Below are 18,366 nucleotides of genomic sequence, written 5' to 3'. Positions count from 1 at the left end.
GATCACCCCTAGACAAAATTATGCCTGAATAAAAAGCGTTTCATCGATAATCAATGTTGGTTCTGTCAGAGATTGAATCTCTTCGACGCTACTTCCATCCAAAATTTCTACTAACTTCAAGCCATTCTCGGTCACGTCTATAACCGCTTTTTCGGTAATAATGCGGTTGACCACTTTCCTTCCTGTCAACGGAAGACTACACTTTTTCACAATCTTCGGTTTTCCATCCTTGCTAACATGCTCCATAACAACAATAATCTTTTTCGCTCCATGCACTAGATCCATCGCTCCTCCCATGCCTTTAATCATTTTTCCAGGGATCATCCAATTAGCAAGATCACCCTCTTCCGAAACTTCCATTCCTCCTAAAATAGCTACATCGATATGACCGCCACGGATCATGGCAAATGATTCGGCACTGCTAAAATAGCAAGCTCCGGGAATAGCCGTTATCGTTTCTTTCCCGGCATTGATTAAATCGGGGTCTACCTCATCCTTGAGAGGGTAAGGTCCAATCCCTAACAATCCGTTTTCAGATTGCAGCACCACCTTTTTATGCGATTGAATAAAATTGGCGACAAGAGTTGGTATTCCAATCCCTAAATTGACGTAGAAACCGTTTTCAATCTCCTGTTCAGCACGCTTGGCAATTCTTTCACGAATGGATTGTTTATTCATTGTTTTCACTTGCTCCCTTCTTTGACATACTAGCGAACAACTAGACGTTCAATCCGTTTTTCTTGTTTTCCAACTACTAATCGTTGTACATAAATGCTCGGCGTATGAATGTGATCCGGATCCAATTCTCCAATTTCCACAAGTTCCTCCACTTCTGCAATCGTAACTTTCCCTGCTGCCGCCATCATCGGGTTAAAGTTGCGCGCTGTTTTATTGTAAATCAAGTTCCCCATTTTATCTCCTTTCCACGCACGCACTAAACTAAAGTCAGCAACTAACGCTGTTTCAAGAATATACTCTTTGCCGTTAAATACTCGGACTTCTTTCCCTTCGGCAATCGGAGTGCCAACTCCGGCAGGAGTATAAAAGGCTGGAATTCCGGCCCCACCAGCGCGAATACGTTCCGCCAACGTTCCTTGGGGAATTAATTCCACTTCTATTTCCTGATTGAGAACTTGGCGTTCAAACTTTTTATTTTCTCCAACATAAGAAGCGATCATTTTCTTAATTTGCTTATTTTTGAGGAGCAATCCCAGTCCCCAGTCATCCACACCGCAATTATTGGAGATAACCGTTAAATCCTTGACACCGGTTTCCGCTAACGCGAGAATTAAGTTTTCCGGAATGCCGACAAGACCGAAGCCGCCAACCATAATCGTTGCCCCATCTGGAATGTCTTTCACCGCCTCGATAAAAGACGAATGTACTTGCTTCATTGGTGTTTTACCTCCCTATGTGTTATTGATTTCTTCGTTCACTTATACAAGCAAGAATGATGCCAACAAAATATATTAAGAGCAGACAGAATAACGAGTTCAACATCTCTTTCTTTATTCCAAAAACTCGGACATTTGTTCAATAAAAACTTTATTCCTTACCCAAACACTACTTCACTTGTATGTTGTTCACACAAAAAATCCGGAATCTCGGAACAAATTCCAAGATTCCGGAAAACTAACCATCCAGACCGTATTTTTTTATCTTCTCATACATCGTTGACTTGCTAATGCCTAAAGCCTCAGCTGCCTTTACTTTATCGTTCTGATGAAGCGACAAACTTTTTTTGATAATTGCCTTCTCCGTTTCTTCAAGCAGCTGCTTTAGTGTTTTTCCTTGCAATTGATATACGGAATTGGCTCTTAAATACTCCGGTAATGCTTCAACGGTAATCGTTTCTCCTTCAGCAAAGTGAACAGCCACTTCCATGACATTTTCAAGTTCACGGATGTTCCCCGGCCATGAATGTTGAGAAAAAATATGCCATACGTTCTCATCAATGGCTGTGATTCGTTTTCCCAAGCGCTTGCTGATCTTATTCACGAAATGATGCACCAATGCGCTGAGATCCTCTGGCCTCTCACGCAAAGGAGGAATGAAAATCGACACGACATTAATACGGTAGTATAAATCTTCACGGAACCGTTTTTCTTCGATCAACTTTTCCAAGGGCCGATTGGTAGCAGCGATAATTCGGACATCGACGGGAACTGTTTTTGTTGCCCCCACCGGTTCAATCTCCTTCTCCTGCAAAACGCGCAACAATTTCACTTGCATATGCAACGGCATATCGCCAATTTCATCAAGAAAAACCGTTCCGCCATCAGCTAATTGAAACTTTCCTTTTTTTCCGCCTTTTTTCGCTCCAGTAAAGGCTCCTTCTTCGTAGCCAAACAGTTCTGATTCCAATAAGTGATCGGGAATAGCACCGCAGTTGACCTTGATAAACGGCTTATGACTTCGGCTGCTTAACTGATGAATGCTATGGGCGAACAACTCTTTACCCGTGCCGCTTTCCCCGCGAATCAACACCGAAACGTCACTATCAGCAATACGTTTTACTCGCTCCTTTAACATTTCCATTTGTTTTGATTGGGAAACAATATCTCTTAATGTATATTTCGCTCCATTGTCCTCGTTCCTTTCCTCTAAATACGTTTGTAATTGCAATAACAAACTTTTAATATGGCTATTCATCCGTTTCCATTCATGAACATCGCGAAAAATAACTGTTCCGACCGCTCCGACGATTCTCCCATTGATCACAATGGGAATACGGTTGGCAATCATATAGTTTCCTTTTATATATTGTAAATCAGCCATCTCTTCTTTTCCGGTTTGAACAACAATATGCATTCTCGTATTTTCAATCACCTCCGTTACGTGCTTGCCGATAACTTCTTCCTGCTCTTTTTCCAAAAACTCGCAATAACTTTTATTTATATAAATGATTTTTCCTTTTTCATCCACAACGACAATTCCCTCATGAGCACTGTCAATAATAGTTTTCAGCATTTCGTTCTGAAAGACTGTAGATTTGTTCTCCATCATCTCCCTCCCCCACTTTTACCCCTTTGTTTGCCCATCCATTTTTTAACTTCCAACAGTTCCATCTACTATTTGCACCGATTCTCCTGGAATTAGGGTAACATAAATTCTCTCAGGCTCTACCGGCTCACCAGCAATTAGTTTCAATAGATGTTCGGAAGCAATAGAGCCCCATTTGCGCTTTGAATATTCAATGGTTGCTAGACGAGGACGAGTATAACGAGACACTTCAATGTTATCGAAACCGATAATGTGAATATGCTCACCGACTTTATAATCTGTCTTATCCAAAAAGTTGTACATACCAATCGCCATTTCATCGTTTAAACAAAAGACTGCAACTGGTTGGTCATACTTCTCGATAATTTGCTGTGCTGCACGTTCTCCAGACGGCTTATGAAAGTCCCCTTCAATCTCTGTATAATCGATATGCGGATGGCGTTCGATCACTTGCCTGACGGCTTTCAAACGCTGATCAGAATCATATGAACCCTTCGGTCCTGTAACAACATAGATTTTACGATGGCCCCTCTCGATTAAATAATCCATTGCCAAGGTAGCGCCAGCTTTATTATCAAGCAATACTTGGCTAATGTTTGGATGATCCAGTTCTCGATCCAGAACGACTAGTTTATGTCCACGGTCGGCGTAGTTAAGCAATTCTTCACTGGAAAACGTTTGATCTAAAATGATAGCGCCATCAATCATTCGTTCCGGCAAAAAACGATGTGACTGTTTACCACTGCAGACAATAAGTTCATACCCGTTATTCTCCAAAGTTTCAAGCATCCCTTGCAGCAGCTGACCATAAAATGCCCCGCTATAATTAGTTAAAAAAGCGCCAATAATTTTTGTTTCCCGTTTTTTTAATGTTCGCGCCGCTGCGTTCGGCACATAATTCAATTCTTTCGCAATCGCTAAAATCCTCGCGGTCGTTTCTTCTGTTACCTTCGGACTGCCGTTCAAAGCATAAGAAACTGTTGATATAGAAACTCCCGCTTTTTTCGCAATGTCTTTAATACTAACCATCAAAACTCTCTCCTATCTAACCCACGTACTCTTTCCATATATTATACATTGTTTACTTAATTTTTTATACAAATCCAGATCGCTTCTATTCTCTCCCTGATTCCCCAAAAAATATGGCGGCCCTATCAAGACCGCTCAAACGTTACTGCATAAAAATCTCAATGATATTCGAATCCTCTCTTAGTAAGCCGTTGAGATCTTGTTGGCTAATTCGAACACCGCTGTTACGATAACGGTTTGTCATGGTTTGTGCTTCAATATCCCGGCCATTAACGACAACACGATTTATATATTGACCGCGAAGATGATAAACAAATGTAACTGGACGCCCCATCCACTTAAAATGAAACTCGAGCCCATCAAGCTTTTGCGGTAGTACCGGATCAATGACGAGATCACCTGCCAACAGACGAATTCCTAAACAATGGGAAATCAACTGATTCATATATATCCCTGGACCGCTTGAATAAATACGCCAGCCGCCTTTTACCGGTATCTTTCCTTCACGCAATTGGTCAAACTGCTCTTGCGCTTCATAGCGCGTGTTAAATTTTCCGTCTGAACTACTGAAATATGCATTACTTTGCCGTCGTTCTGCATTCGGCACAACGTCTTGAATTCCTACTGGATTAATAATTGATAAGCCGTTCCATGCTTCTTCAGCCTTTCCTAGTTTCGTCATCGCCTCGACAAAACGAATATGAGCGTGGACGTATTGAAGGCCAACTTCCCGACCAAAATTAGCTGCCTGTTCGGCACGCTTAAAATGAGTGCTTACGCCTCCATCATACCTAGCAGGCCGATCCATCAAACGAACACCGTCTGGAAAATACAATTTCTCCTTGATAAGTTGATAATGAGCTTCTGCCTGTTCTGGTGCCAACAATTCACTGATGATTCCTCGGGTCATCGGAATCAAACGATAGTGAATTCCTGTTTTTGCATCGTCGGGATGAAGCATCATCTCTACTTTCCCCGGTTTCTCCATATAGATGAACCCCGGAATTACTTCTGATGACAGTATATAGCGATGAAAATCTGCCTCGATTGCCGAAGCCAATGCTTTAAGTTGTGTCGCCTCTTCTCCATCCACATCTACTAAAGCGCGCGATAACTGACGAAAAGCTTGGTAAGTTAATGCAACCGTCCAACTACTTACCATATATTGTTTCAGTTGAGCGTTAGCCGGCTGAAGTGTGTCATCCCAGTCGCCATCCCCGTACGATGATAGATGCGTCCCATGTAAAAAATGTTGTTTAATGCAGGCAATCGCTTTTTTGACGTGTTCCCATATAGTAGCCGTTTCTTCTGTAAACTCGAAACTGTCTCGTTTCGTATAAGGAACCCTTTCTTGCAGAATGCCGTAATCTTTCGTTGCAATCAAATAGTCCCCCAACACTTTCAATGGCCAAACAATAATATCGCCATGACTTTCTTCCTGCTGAACCCGAGAGTACTCGTCAAACATAAACCACTGTGGCCAGTTGCCGTTTTCATACTGATGAGAATATGCGGTTTTTAAAATATCGCGAACTGCTCCGTAATGTTGGGCTGCCATCAAATACTCGGTTGGCCCTTGACATACGTCCCTCGTTCCCCAAGCAGCCCCAGTATATTGTTCGAGTCCGCGTGGAACTAAATAATGAACAAACATATTGTGTGTATACCACCAAGCAAGAGCATTCACTCTTCTCAGTTCATCCGTTACTTCCCCATTCTGGGATAAGAAAAACCCGTTCATGACTGTTTGATAAAAGGCACGATAACATTCAATTTCTGTTTCCGCCTTCCGTCCAACAAAAGGCATTTCCTTACCGTCAAGAAGGCCTTGGATTGTTATTGTCCACTCACTCGTTGCACTTACGTCCAGAACAACAAGAGAAGCAGACTGCGGCAAAACGTTTGATGCAAACTTTCGTTCATCCGCGACCTTAACATCCGCACCAGATACCTGCAACTGATAACATAAGTTAGGATATGTTTTAGCACTATCCGATGCTTGATCCGCATAAAACGAAATCGTTTGCCCCTTTGTTTTCATCAGGAACGGTACTTCGTATTCATGGTTATTCATCGATACTTGGTTCGTAACAAGGTAACGATAGGCTTTGCCGCTGGCAGAGCGGACATGCAAATGCACTTCTGGTGCATCAACCGTTGTATAATTCGTAATAATCAACAAATCGTCTGTCGTTTTATAAAACCACCGTGCATAGTTAAATCCCATTTCAAACATCGATGGCATGGTTAATAAACGGTATACACCATCTATTTCTACGTAAATGCGTTGACCGGGTGTCTTCATGACGTTCAACGCATTACGGGTATTCGTTAACATTTTGTTGAACGATGTATTACCAACAGCAATTTGCGAATTAAACACCCCGTACATATAAGATGTCGACGTCATGATGTTGGATGACCGTTTTGTATTTTTTCCAGATAGAATAATATGACCGTGTGGCCGCTCAACAAGCAATTCTTTTTTCTTTAAAACAACATGCTCATATGTTTCCGTGAAGAAGGAAAGCAGTTGGTTTCCATCCCATTCTTCCTGATAACGCTTGGGAAAGAAATGATCCACTTCTTCTTTTGTCATTGACTCCGATCTCAAAGGTGCTCCGAAAACAGAGGAAATTTTTATCTTATCCACAACTTGAACAGCTGTTTCCCCTTTAGCATTTACACATTCCCAGGCATCGAATATCTCCTTTCCATACTCTAAGGAAGTAACGGCTGAAGGATGATTTTCTTTAAAAAGACCATAAAAAACAAATCGTGCTTCCCCTTTTAATTTTACCTTCTCAGATTGCAAGGCAATATAAGCGAACTCATACTGGTACACTTCATTAGCAAGAGTTTCCTTTGTCAATGCTTCAGGTTCATTGGTTTCCTTATATGACAACCCAAAAAATTGGAAACCGTCTGTTGAATAGCCAACGGCTTTTGTTAAAGCCCCCTGCTGTATATAAGGAAAAGATCCATGTTGAGGCAAGTTTTGACGGGAGCAGACAACAAATCCTTTATGCTCGTCTTTAAATACTTTGTGATCAATATATTGCGATATAAACGCCTCATTTGTTCGAACAGCACCTTTATCAGCAAGGCCTAAATCTTGGCCATAAATGATATCGATTTCTGCATCATGACCATCAACAGTCACATCCCAAAACCAAACTCCCTGTTCTGTAAGGGTAAAGATCACACGATAACGAATGTGATGAATCTTTCCTTCCCAAAAAACTTGGGAATTTGAAAAACCTACTTTGCTTTCAGAGCGAATTCCCAACAGCGGAAACACTCTTATACCAGAATCGTTGTGTATCCGCAAATACAGATTGTTCAATGATCCATCGATCGGGTTAGCCATCACCTGATTAATCATCGTTGTTTTATGCGTTGCTACACAAAGGTCGCCACTATTCAAAAAAGTAAATCGGTAATCTCCCGCTTCGATGTTAAATGTTGAATCTGCTATCATCGCCATCTTTATCTCTCCTTATTTTACCAACTTGAACGTAAGAGCCATTACATCCCGGCTATTGGGGCCAATATAAGCAACAAATGTTCCAGCATCACTTGTAAATTGCAAGTCCGAATGGTAATAACGAAGTTGCTCCTCTGTTAAAGTAAATGTTACCTTTTTTGTTTCGCCAGGTTGCAGAAAGACTTTTTGAAACCCTTTTAGTTCTTTCACCGGACGAACAACTTCTCCTGCGATATCACGCACATAAAGCTGAACCACCTCTTCACCAGCCACTTTTCCTGTATTCGTTACGTTTACAGAAATGGAAAGAGGTTGGTCTGGAGTCATATAATCTGAAGACAACACTACTTCGCTATATGAAAATGTTGTATAGCTCAACCCGAATCCAAATGGAAACAACGGTTCATTTGGAATATCCAAATATTGCGATACATAACGTTCTTGAGCATCCGGCGCATCTTTCGGGCGACCGGTATTGAAACAGTTGTAATACACTGGTATTTGCCCGACCGAATATGGGAATGACATCGTTAATTTTCCAGAAGGATTCGCATCTCCAAACAATAAATCAGCAATAGCTGCCCCACCTTCTGTTCCTGGATACCATGCTTCTAAAACGGCATCTACTTGATCGACCACTCCGTGTAAATCGAGAGGACGCCCGTTAAATAACACAGCAATCAACGATTTATTAAACTGTTTTAGTTCCGAAATCAATTCAAGTTGAACTCTTGGCAAACGAATATCCGCACGACACCCAGCTTCTCCACTCATGTCTGAATGCTCGCCTAACGCTAACACAATGACATCTGCTTCACGAGCAATATCAAGAGCTTCTTGCCACTGTTTCTCCGTTGTTGTTTCAATGTCACATCCTTTAGCAACCAAAAGAAGCGATGGATCAACTTTCATTTTGAACCCGTCATATAACGGAATCGCCTCATCTTTGGAACCAAGACATGACCACGGACCTAAAATATCGCCGCTTTGAGCAAACGGCCCAATCAAAGCGATCTTCTTGTCCCGGTTAAGCGGAAGAACCCCTTCATTTTTTAATAAAACGCATGATTTTGTTGCTAATTCACGTGCTGCTTGACGATGCTCTTCGCAGAGGATGATCTCTTTTTCCCGTTTCTCATCGGCTCCCCGATACGGATGTTCAAACAGCCCTAATTTTTGTTTTAACCGTAAAATGCGGAATACGGCCTCATCAATTAATGTTTCGTCAACCCATCCGCTTTCGACGAGCTCCTTGAGGTGGTGAATGTAACATGCGGACATCATTTCAATATCCACCCCTGCCTGAATGGCTTTATAAGCCGCTTCCCTTTCATCCTCAGCCACACCATGTGGAATCATTTCTTTGACAGCTCCCCAGTCCGAAATCAGGACACCATCAAAATTCCATTCATCTCGAAGCAAATCTCGCATCAGCCATCGGTTTCCTGTAGCCGGAATACCATCTACAGTATTGAACGATGTCATCACCATTTCACAGCCTTCATCAATCGCAGCCTTGTAAGCAGGCAAATAGGACTCCCGCAACTGCCGTTCGGACATGTTAACCGTATTGTAGTCGCGCCCGCCTTCTGGTGCTCCATACGCAGCAAAATGTTTAACACAAGCAGCAACCCGATCAAAATCATTTTGCAAGTTCTCCCCTTGGAAACCGCGAACAAACGCCCGGGCAAACTGACTGTTTAAGTAAGGATCTTCTCCTGTCGATTCTACCACTCTCCCCCAGCGCGGATCCCGTACCAAGTCAACCATTGGTGCAAACGTCACATGCACTCCCGATATCGCGGCTTCCTTAGCGGCAATTTCAGCACTCTTTTCGGCTAGTTCCAAATCCCATGAACAGCCAATTGCCAGTGGAACCGGAAAAATGGTTCTATAGCCGTGAATCACATCAGCCATAAATAACAAAGGGATGCCTAAGCGATTGTTCTTCAAATGGGTTCTTTGAATATGAATAACTTCTCTCGCACCTGAGGTACCGAGCACTGAGCCGCTATTGCGAACGACTTCTTTATTCACTTTTATCGCTGCCATGGGACCTGTAATCTGTCCCTCGTTTGCTGCTCCCTCGAAAAAAGGTGGGGCTAGCTGCACCAATTGGGCAACTTTCTCATCCAATGTCATCTCTTCAATAATAGTGAGTATCCTTTTTTCTTGTTCCGTCATTTTCTGATCCCCCATTTTTTGTTGCTACAAACACGTATTGGTTCTCTAGCAATCACAAAGAATAGAAACGTTTCGATTGGTTTATAATTGGATTATAAACGCTTTCATTAGGATGAGTCAATTTCTTATCGAAACGTTTCTCCAAAAAACACAAAAAACATCACCTTTTACTACTATTTCTATACACAAATCCCTCTTAAGATAAATGTTTTAAATAAATTGATTAAAGAATTAAAAAACATGCTTGAAAACGATTACAGATAGGATTATAATAATTTTATCGAAACGTTTCAATCGAAAGGTTGTTTCGGTTGACTTTTTGTCATATATCGAAACGTTTCACCTTTATTGAAACATCACCACACATACCAGGGGGGGAGTTGCCAACCGTCTGTTTTAGGCTTAGACTAACAATAAACCATTATCATTTAGGGGGGGGGACAGAAAGAGAGAAGTTGCCTTATTTGTCTACCTAGGAAACAATGAGCACTCATGAGGAAGCTCTGCCAACCAATCAAAAATGAAAATAGCAACTAACAGATAGTAATTTTTATGTATAATAAGTAAAATATGACAATTAACAGGATGGTTTTACCATTTGCATTTCTTGATGATATAAGGAAAAAGAATGTTTGGGGGAATGTCGTAATGAGAAAAAAATTTTTGACAACCGCCTTACTAAGTACATTTCTTATTTCAGGAACACTTGCAGGCTGTTCGTCCGGATCAAGCACATCAACAGATAAAACAACCATTAACGTATGGGCAATGGGAGAAGAGGCAAAATCCCTTCCAAAAATCGTAACAGACTTTGAAAAAGAAAATCCAGATATCGATGTGAAAGTCCAAGCCATCCCTTGGGATCAAGCCCACGATAAACTATTAACAGCTGTAGCATCCAAAAAAGGGCCTGATGTTATCCAAATGGGCACAACTTGGATCCCTGAGTTTGCATCGGCTAATGCACTATTGGATTTAAAACCATATATTCAAAAGTATCCTGAGTTTAGTGAAGATAACTTCTATCCCGGTTCTATAGAAACAACAAAGTATGAAGACAAAGTAGTAGGCATTCCATGGTACATTGATACGCGAGTTCTCTACTATCGTACAGATTTATTGAAAGAAGTCGGATACAATGAGGCTCCAAAAACATGGGAAGAATTGCGAGATGCAGCGAAAAAATTAGCTAAACCGAGCGACAATAAATATGGGATAAGCATTGATACTAATGAACAAACTTTGGCGTTTATGTTCGCCCGTCAAAACGGCTCTAAATTGCTTGACGAACAGAACAAACCGCTGTTCAACCAAAAAGAATTTGTAGAGGCTGTAGAGTATTTGAACAGCTTCTTTAAGGATGGTTCTGCACCGAAAGACTTAGGAATGGATATCGTACAAGCCTTCCGAAGCGGCATCATTCCGATGTTCATCAGCGGCCCTTGGATGGTTAAGTTAATCAACGATCAAGCCCCTGACTTAAAAGGAAAATGGGCAACAGCGGTTCTCCCAAAAAAGGAAAACAACATCTCGGCGTTGGGCGGTTCTAACTTGTCAGTTTTCCAATATACGAAGCATAAAGACGCTGCATTGAAATTTATCGCATTCATGAGCAGTCCGAAAACGCAAGTCAAATGGATGGAAATGACCAATTCCCTTCCTGCTACAAAAGAAGCATGGCAAGATAAAGCTTTACAAGAAAATGAATTGTATAAAACATTTGGGCAACAAATGGAGGCTTCTAAGCCAATGCCGATGATCAAACAGTGGGAAGAAATTGCCCAAACATACTTGAAGAGCTTTGAAAAGATTTATCGCGGCGGAGCAAACGTACAAAAAGAAATGGATGTATTCAATGCAAAAGCCGAGGAAATTTTAAGTAAATAGCTTAGCTTCACGGTTAACTAGCAGGATCTCCTGCTAGTTAACCTACTATTTCAGGTATAACGGAGGAAAGAGCCCGTGAAAGGTTTTACTAGTAATAAAACACCGTACCTCTTTATCGCACCAGCCGTTATTCTGTTAATATTATTTTCAATTCTGCCGATTTTCATCGCCCTGATCATTAGTTTTACGGATATTGATTTAGCAGGATTAGCCGACTGGTCAGCGATTAGTTTTGTAGGCTTGCAAAACTATAAAGACATCTTTGCCGACCCGGTTTTTATCAAATCGATCTATAATACGCTTTTTTACGTCATTTTCGGTGTTCCACTCGTTATTATTTGCTCCTTGGGCATCGCTCTTCTTATTAATTTCGGGAAATCACCCATCTTTAAGATGTTCCGTGTTATATTTTACATGCCTTCTATTACCAATGTTGTAGCGATTGCCGTAGTATGGAGCTATTTGTATAATCCTCAATTCGGATTATTTAATTACATATTGAAACTACTCCATTTGCCAACCATTCCATGGCTTCAAGACCCGACGATGGCGAAAGTCTCATTAATTATATTGGCCTTATGGAGAGCTATCGGTGTCAACATGATCATCTTTTTAGCCGCTTTGCAAGGAATTCCGAAAGAGTATTACGAGGCAGCACAGATTGATGGGGCAAATGGGTGGAAGCAACTTACAAAGATAACCATTCCATTGCTGCGATATGCCATCTTCTTTGTGTCTATTACCACTATGATTGGCTGGCTGCAGTTCTTTGAAGAACCGTTTATCATGACGAAAGGCGGTCCGCTGGACAGTACCACCTCCGTAGCATTATTCATTTATCAAAACGGTTTTGAATTCAGCAAATTCGGTTATGCCGCAGCAGGATCATTTATCTTGTTTATTGCCATTATTATAGTAACACTTGTTCAATTCCGATTACAAAATAAAGAGGGACATTATTGAGAGTGAGACTGAGGTGACACCTATGGCATTGAAAACGGCAAAAAGTCAATCTACGTATTTTTGGGGAAAAGGGAAAAGTGAGCAATGGATTGCTGGTATTGCGTTGGCAATAGGCGGGGTTCTTATCTCTATTCCGTTTATTTGGATGATTTTATCCGCTTTTAAAACGGAAAGTGAGGTCATGCAAATCCCTCCAACTCTGTGGCCTGACCAGCTCACCTTGGAAAATTTCGTTTATCTATTTGAAAATATGAACTTTGCGCTATACTTGAAAAACACGATCATTGTTGTCCTTTGCTCTTTTGTCGGGTTGTTTTTAAATGCAATGGCCGGATATGGATTTGCTAAGTTTCAATTTAAAGGGAAAGAAAAATTGTTTTATCTTGTATTAGCCACCATGATGATCCCTGGTCAGGTTACAATGATTCCTGTGTATTTAATCTTAAATGAAATGCACTTAACCAATACAATGGCAGGGATTGTTTTACCTGGACTTGTGGGGGCGTTTAGCATCTTTCTGTTCCGACAGTTTATGTCAACGATTCCAGATGAGTTGCTGGAAGCTGCTCGTCTGGACGGAGCCAACGAATTCCGGGTTTTCACCCAAATTGTTTTGCCGATTTGCAAACCAATTCTTGCAGTACAAGGGATTTTAACATTCATCGCCGGCTGGAATAGCTTCCTCTGGCCTCTCATTATTGCTAACGATGAAAGTCTTTACACATTATCAGTTGCTTTATCTTTATTAAAGGGACAATATGGAGGAAATTTTGCTCTGCAAATGGCAGGATCCACTTTTATGGTTGTTCCAATTATCATAGTTTTTCTCTTCTTCCAAAAACACATTATCGAAAGTTATACCATTTCCGGTATGAAATAAAAGTGCCAGTATCTCTTTACTGTCGAAATGACATTCAGTGTAAAAGATTCATGCCATAGTAAAACGTTGTCCGCCCCAATCGTTTCCGGTCATCCTTAAGCCAATGGCCGCTGACCGGAAGCCCCCTCTCATCGACATGCAACTTCGTCTCTACTTCCGTTATCGATGAAGGGGAATTGGGGACTCTTCCATTTTGAATGATATGCCGATTAGAACTTTACGTTTTTGAAGTGAAGACTTCCCGAGCCATCCCATGATGGAAAATGAATACTGTGCAGCTGTCCATCATTCCCCTTCCCCCTGCTTCATTTGTGTATACACGTCATCGTATTGTTTGGCCAAGTCAAAATCGAGCTTCGTCAACCCTTTCGCCCGCCATGATGACAGTTTCACGGTGATAAGCTTGTAGTCGATCGAAATGAACGGATGGTGGTTCGCGCTTTCGGAAATGGCGGCGATTTGCCGAACGAACTCGATTCCTTGCAAATAGTCCTGAAAGCGGTATTTTTTCACAATCCACCGCTCGTCAGTCAGCTTCCAGCCGTCTGTCTCAGCAAGCAGCGCTTGCACTTCTGTTTCGGTCAGCCGCACCTTTATCCCTCGCTCTCGATATGTTGAAATTTGTCGGCCGGCGAACCCGGCGCTTAGCAAACAATCGCGAAAAAACGGTCGCAAGGCGACATCCCATTCACCAGCGATGGACAAATGAGGGAGACCGTGCCACAGGGGGCTCTACCCATTCAGCCCGCACCGTCCGTCCCATTGGGCGTCCGCTGAATGTGTATACCGCTCGTATGAATGCCTAGGCACAGTTTCAAGTCCATTCCTTGATCCACCAGCTTTGCCTCTATTATACCATTAGATGGCTGCAGCTGTCATAGAACAGAGATGCCATCTGCCTACGATGGCACCTCCCTTTTCTGCTTACGAAGACCCGTGTTCGTTTCAAGTTAGCCCGGCAACAGTGAAACGCAGCAAGTGATGGCGGGCGGTTCTGGCGCGTAAACCTTCTGTTAGCCGTTTATGTTTCCGTTTGCTGGTGCGGCCATTGGGAGCGAATGGCTTCCAAATCAGCGAGACATTGCCCGACTTCGTCGGCCGACAGCCAGACGGGCATTTGGTCGTACAGGATAACGACCTGTCCTTCCTGTTCGGTTTCATGGCGCCGTAAGTATGCTTCCAACTGCTCAAGCTCGCTTTGCCGGAGCACGGACTCGACTGGGAACGTTTTGAACCGCTGAATGGTAAAGGCGGTGCCTTGTTCATCGTACGTGCCCGTGATCAGGCGTCCGTTGATTTTGGTCATGCCGTTTGCCTCCTTTGCTTTTTTGTTAGTATAGCCAAACAGGCAAACGGCAGGCGGACGGCTAATCGTCGAGCGGGCCGAACTTTTGCTCGTAATGGGCCAGGGCGAGCAGCGGGAATATGTGACGATAGCCATGGTAGTGGATGTAAAAGGCGCCGGCCATTCCTTGTCCGACCGGGTACGAGGCGGTCCAATCCGGGTGATGAAGCAGGCGGAATAAGGCGCGAAAGCCGGCTTTCATTTCCGCGGTCGGACGATCGGCAGCGGCGACTAGCGCATCAAGCGCCCAGGCGGTATGGACCGGCGTGCTGACGCCAAGCGGCACGTACGTTTTCGCTCCATCGCTTTTGCACGATTCGCCCCAGCCGCCGTCATCGTTTTGGATACTCAACAACCAGCGGACAGCTTTTTGCAGCGCGGGATGGTGAGCGGGAACGCCGACGGCTGCAAGTCCGGTGATGGCCACCCATGTGCCGTATATATAGCAAATCCCCCAGCGGCCGTACCATGCGCCGTTTCGCTCTTGATGGCTTAGCAGCCAGTCGACAGCGCGGGCGGCGGCGCGATGGTCTTTCGTGATCCCGGCGAATGTCCCGAAATATTCGAGCGTCCGTCCGGTGAGGTCAGCGGTGGATGGATCCATCAACAAAAACTCCGCCCCTTCAATCGGCAAATAGCGCCAAAAGCGGTGGCTGACGTTTTTTTCAAACGCCGCAAAGCCGCCGTCATCGTTTTGCATCGAAAACAGCCATCGGTTGGCCCGGTCCCACGCATGGCGAAACGCTGTCTCTTTCGCTGCCGCCCGGCGGATGGCGCGCAGCGCGGCAGTCGTATCGTCGACGTCCGGGTTCATCGTGTTGACATCGGAAAACCCCCAGCCGCCCGGTATGCCATACGGGTTATGCACCGCCCAGTCGCCGTAGCGGACATGCTGACGCGACAACAAATAGCGGTTCGCTTTTTCGATCGTCCGGTCGGTCAGCGGCACACCTGCTTCTTGCAGCGCATAGCTCGCTAGCGCCGTATTCCAAACCGAGGCGGTCGTATATTGCATATGCGCATGCCCGTCGATTGTTGTCCGCAACGAGCGCAAGCCGCGGACAGCCTTCCTAATAAGCGGATCATCGTTCCGATAGCCGAGCGCGAGCAACGCAAAAATCAGCAAAAATGTCGAGCTGAAGTAACTGTACAGCGTGCCGTCCGGTTCAATATGCTCAAACAAATAACGGACCGCACGCTGTTTAGCGGCTTGATGCAGCGCGGCAGGAAGCCCGATGAGCGACTGTTTGACGTAGGATCGCAGCGACCGGCCTTCCGGCATCCGCCAATCGCCGCGCAGGGCAAACAAATCAGACAGATCCGGGCTTTTGGCCGTTTTCCGGCTGTAGCGGCTGTCGGCCGCGATGAGAAGCGGGATCATATTCGCCCTTCCGTAAACGGAAAGGTCGTACATATTGAGCGGAAACGACGGCGGAAGCAAGAAAAATTCAAGCGGCAGCGGAAAACGGCCTGGCCATGGGTACTGCCCGGTCAACGCAAGCATCACCTTTGTAAACAAGTGAACGCGGTCAAGGCCGCCCATGTCCAAAATGTACTGTTTCGCTTTTTGCATGTGCGGATCAGTTGGTTGCCGATAACCGGAGTAAAGCAGCGCATAATACGCTTCCGCTGTCGCGGTGACGTTGCCGTCGCCTTCATCCGCAAAGAGCTTCCACGCCCCGTTTTCCCCTTGCCGGCTCTCTATTCGCTCGACGAGCGCTTGAATCAACGGTTCATCATTTATTTCAAGCGTCCGCAATAAAATGATCATATAGGCGTCTGTCGAAATGCCTGTTTCAAACGGAAACCGCCACGATCCGTCGGCCGCTTGCGACCGTTTGAGCGCGGCAATCAACGCGCTTCGTTCATCGGCCACCATGCATCGCCTTCCTTTTTCACAAAATTCCGTTTCCTTCCATATTTATTCGTCCGGTGGGCCGTCGATGCACCAAAAGGGGGATCACTATGCGTTGCTTGAGGCCGAAAGCGTCATCCCTTCCCCTTTCCCTTGTTGACGTCTATCGGGAACTAAAGAAAAAGCAAAAGAAAGGGGACACGACCGTATCTGAACGTGACTTAACCGCCAAAGAACGGCAGTTCATCAGCCGCATCCGGGCGGTGACTGCGGAACACAACGAAAACAATGTGACCCGAACGGCGGCGTATCTCGATTTTTACTTGCGCCATCGCGAAATTCATTGGGCGTTTTTAGGGCATATGGTGTCGCGCAACGGTGGCTGGAATATGACCGACTTAAAAGGAGAGCTGCTCATGCGGCTGCTCTCGGAAGAAGAACGGCAGTCATTTTTTGCTTTTTTGGAGCGCGGCAACTGGCTGATTTTCCAAGATATTTATCCGCAGTTTCTGCTGTATGAAGAAAGCCAAAAGCACGGCCGACCGCTCTTTTATTTATTGCCGTATGTTGGCGTTTCGACATTTATGGAAACGATATGGAACCATTTTTGGCACCGCGGCGATCTGTACACGTTGGCCATCGCCCTCGTGATTAACGAACAAAGCTATTTGGAACGACGAGTCATTCAACATCCCGTATTTCAGCAAACCGTCTTTCAGACACTCAAATTTCAACTGCAAGAGCTGCTCCATTTCAATCACATCTTGTTCCCGCATGACGATGGCCAAGGCGGCACCGCCTTGATCGGCCAAACGCTTCACCAGTTTGAGTCGCTCCATGAACGCATTTTGCTCGGCAAACGGCTGTATTCGATTTTGTTTGACAATGAAGAAACGCTGGAAAATGCGGTGCGCTGGGCTGTCAGCCATCCACATACCGGCTCGCGCAAAGATTATTGGCCGCACTTGTTTAACGATGTGTGTGAATCGTTTCCAAGGGAACCGTACCGCCGCCGCATCCGCGACTGCCAAATCGTTCCCGGCGCCCCGCGCCTGTACAGCCCGCAGCTTCGCCATGCGTGGAAAAACGTCGCCCATGAGGCGGCCGAACCTGGCGACTGGTTTACAGATCCGCACGTCGTCCGCTATCTCGTTAAACCGGAACAACCGATCAATGGGGAGATCATTCATGCGTATTGTGAAACACTTGAAAAAATCGAACTGGCGATCATCGCCAAAAACGCCTTCTTCCACGCGCGCTAGGCGCCGCGCCTATTTCGCCTCGGCGCTGCTTGCCTCTTGGGCCGGGACGTATTTGGATTTATATTTCACTAGAAAAGGAGTGTACGCCTTTCCGAAGCGCCCGTTTCCCTCCCTCTTTTCGATCGATATTTTCTTTACGATGGTGGTTCTTCCGCTATGCACCGTTTTGTTTCTTTGGCTGATGGAGCGGCTTGGCCGCCTCGGACGCATTGGTTTGATCATCGCATCGGCTGCATTGATGGCAACATTCGAAACGAAAGCAGAAGCGTACGGCTTGTTCGTTCACGCCGCTCTGTGGAGGCATTCGTATTCTTTTGCTGGGTATGGCGTATTTCTCGCCATCATCTGGAGCTTTTATCGCCGATTTCAACGGATTGACTAGCATCGATGCGCATAAACAAGCGGCTGACAAGCCAAGATAACAGCGAAACGAACTGTTGGCGAAAATAGGATGAACTGTTGTTGAGTAGG

Annotated in this window: 14 protein-coding genes; 5 read left to right on the top strand and 9 right to left on the bottom strand. The window is 44.6% G+C overall.

Features of this window, described 5'->3' with window-relative positions; genetic code table 11:
- Positions 1-18: 18 nt before the first annotated feature.
- From GS3922_RS06750 to bglX, 6 genes are all read right to left on the bottom strand, one after another.
- Positions 19-678: a CoA transferase subunit B gene (locus GS3922_RS06750; RefSeq protein WP_023633765.1), complete on the bottom strand. Its 660-nt coding sequence runs from the start codon at positions 676-678 to the stop codon at positions 19-21.
- A gap of 29 nt (positions 679-707) precedes the next feature.
- Positions 708-1,394, bottom strand: coding sequence for a CoA transferase subunit A (locus GS3922_RS06745; RefSeq protein ID WP_063165725.1), 687 nt, complete (start codon positions 1,392-1,394; stop codon positions 708-710).
- Between the two features lie 238 nt (positions 1,395-1,632).
- Positions 1,633-3,006, bottom strand: coding sequence for a sigma-54 interaction domain-containing protein (locus tag GS3922_RS06740; RefSeq protein WP_413229268.1), 1,374 nt, complete (start codon positions 3,004-3,006; stop codon positions 1,633-1,635).
- 42 nt (positions 3,007-3,048) lie between these two features.
- Positions 3,049-4,032 (bottom strand): LacI family DNA-binding transcriptional regulator, encoded by a 984-nt coding sequence (locus GS3922_RS06735; RefSeq protein WP_063165723.1) that lies wholly within the window; start codon positions 4,030-4,032, stop codon positions 3,049-3,051.
- Between the two features lie 142 nt (positions 4,033-4,174).
- Positions 4,175-7,519 (bottom strand): GH36-type glycosyl hydrolase domain-containing protein, encoded by a 3,345-nt coding sequence (locus GS3922_RS06730; protein ID WP_089134993.1) that lies wholly within the window; start codon positions 7,517-7,519, stop codon positions 4,175-4,177.
- A 12-nt stretch (positions 7,520-7,531) separates the two neighbouring features.
- Positions 7,532-9,703, bottom strand: coding sequence for a beta-glucosidase BglX (gene bglX, locus GS3922_RS06725; protein ID WP_063165722.1), 2,172 nt, complete (start codon positions 9,701-9,703; stop codon positions 7,532-7,534).
- A gap of 648 nt (positions 9,704-10,351) precedes the next feature.
- Here bglX and GS3922_RS06720 point away from each other — a divergent pair.
- The 3 genes from GS3922_RS06720 to GS3922_RS06710 all read left to right on the top strand — a co-directional run bounded on the left by GS3922_RS06720 (position 10,352) and on the right by GS3922_RS06710 (position 13,433).
- Positions 10,352-11,590 (top strand): sugar ABC transporter substrate-binding protein, encoded by a 1,239-nt coding sequence (locus GS3922_RS06720; protein WP_063165721.1) that lies wholly within the window; start codon positions 10,352-10,354, stop codon positions 11,588-11,590.
- Positions 11,591-11,665: 75 nt separating this feature from the next.
- On the top strand, positions 11,666-12,553 hold the full coding sequence (locus tag GS3922_RS06715; protein WP_063165720.1) for a carbohydrate ABC transporter permease: 888 nt from the start codon (positions 11,666-11,668) through the stop codon (positions 12,551-12,553).
- A gap of 28 nt (positions 12,554-12,581) precedes the next feature.
- Complete coding sequence (locus tag GS3922_RS06710) at positions 12,582-13,433, top strand: carbohydrate ABC transporter permease (protein ID WP_413229271.1); 852 nt, start codon at positions 12,582-12,584, stop codon at positions 13,431-13,433.
- A 285-nt stretch (positions 13,434-13,718) separates the two neighbouring features.
- Here the strand turns inward: GS3922_RS06710 and GS3922_RS06705 are convergent, their stop codons facing one another.
- The 3 genes from GS3922_RS06705 to shc all read right to left on the bottom strand — a co-directional run bounded on the left by GS3922_RS06705 (position 13,719) and on the right by shc (position 16,657).
- A complete protein-coding gene (locus tag GS3922_RS06705) occupies positions 13,719-14,024 on the bottom strand; it encodes a 4a-hydroxytetrahydrobiopterin dehydratase (protein WP_063167333.1) in 306 nt (101 codons plus the stop codon).
- Between the two features lie 430 nt (positions 14,025-14,454).
- Positions 14,455-14,739, bottom strand: coding sequence for a hypothetical protein (locus GS3922_RS06700; RefSeq protein WP_063165718.1), 285 nt, complete (start codon positions 14,737-14,739; stop codon positions 14,455-14,457).
- Positions 14,740-14,800: 61 nt separating this feature from the next.
- Positions 14,801-16,657: a squalene--hopene cyclase gene (gene shc / locus GS3922_RS06695; RefSeq protein WP_063165717.1), complete on the bottom strand. Its 1,857-nt coding sequence runs from the start codon at positions 16,655-16,657 to the stop codon at positions 14,801-14,803.
- Positions 16,658-16,743: 86 nt separating this feature from the next.
- Here shc and GS3922_RS06690 point away from each other — a divergent pair, with 86 nt between their 5' ends.
- Positions 16,744-17,895 carry a DUF2515 domain-containing protein gene (locus tag GS3922_RS06690; protein WP_063165716.1) on the top strand — a complete coding sequence of 384 codons (1,152 nt, stop codon included), beginning with the start codon at positions 16,744-16,746 and terminating at the stop codon, positions 17,893-17,895.
- Positions 17,822-18,277 carry a CBO0543 family protein gene (locus GS3922_RS06685; RefSeq protein WP_225995625.1) on the top strand — a complete coding sequence of 152 codons (456 nt, stop codon included), beginning with the start codon at positions 17,822-17,824 and terminating at the stop codon, positions 18,275-18,277. Before GS3922_RS06690 ends, GS3922_RS06685 begins: the two co-directional genes overlap by 74 nt.
- Positions 18,278-18,366 lie beyond the last annotated feature (89 nt).

The organism is Geobacillus subterraneus, from assembly GCF_001618685.1.
Taxonomy (GTDB): domain Bacteria; phylum Bacillota; class Bacilli; order Bacillales; family Anoxybacillaceae; genus Geobacillus; species Geobacillus subterraneus.
This window is presented reverse-complemented; position numbering and strand designations above follow the sequence as displayed.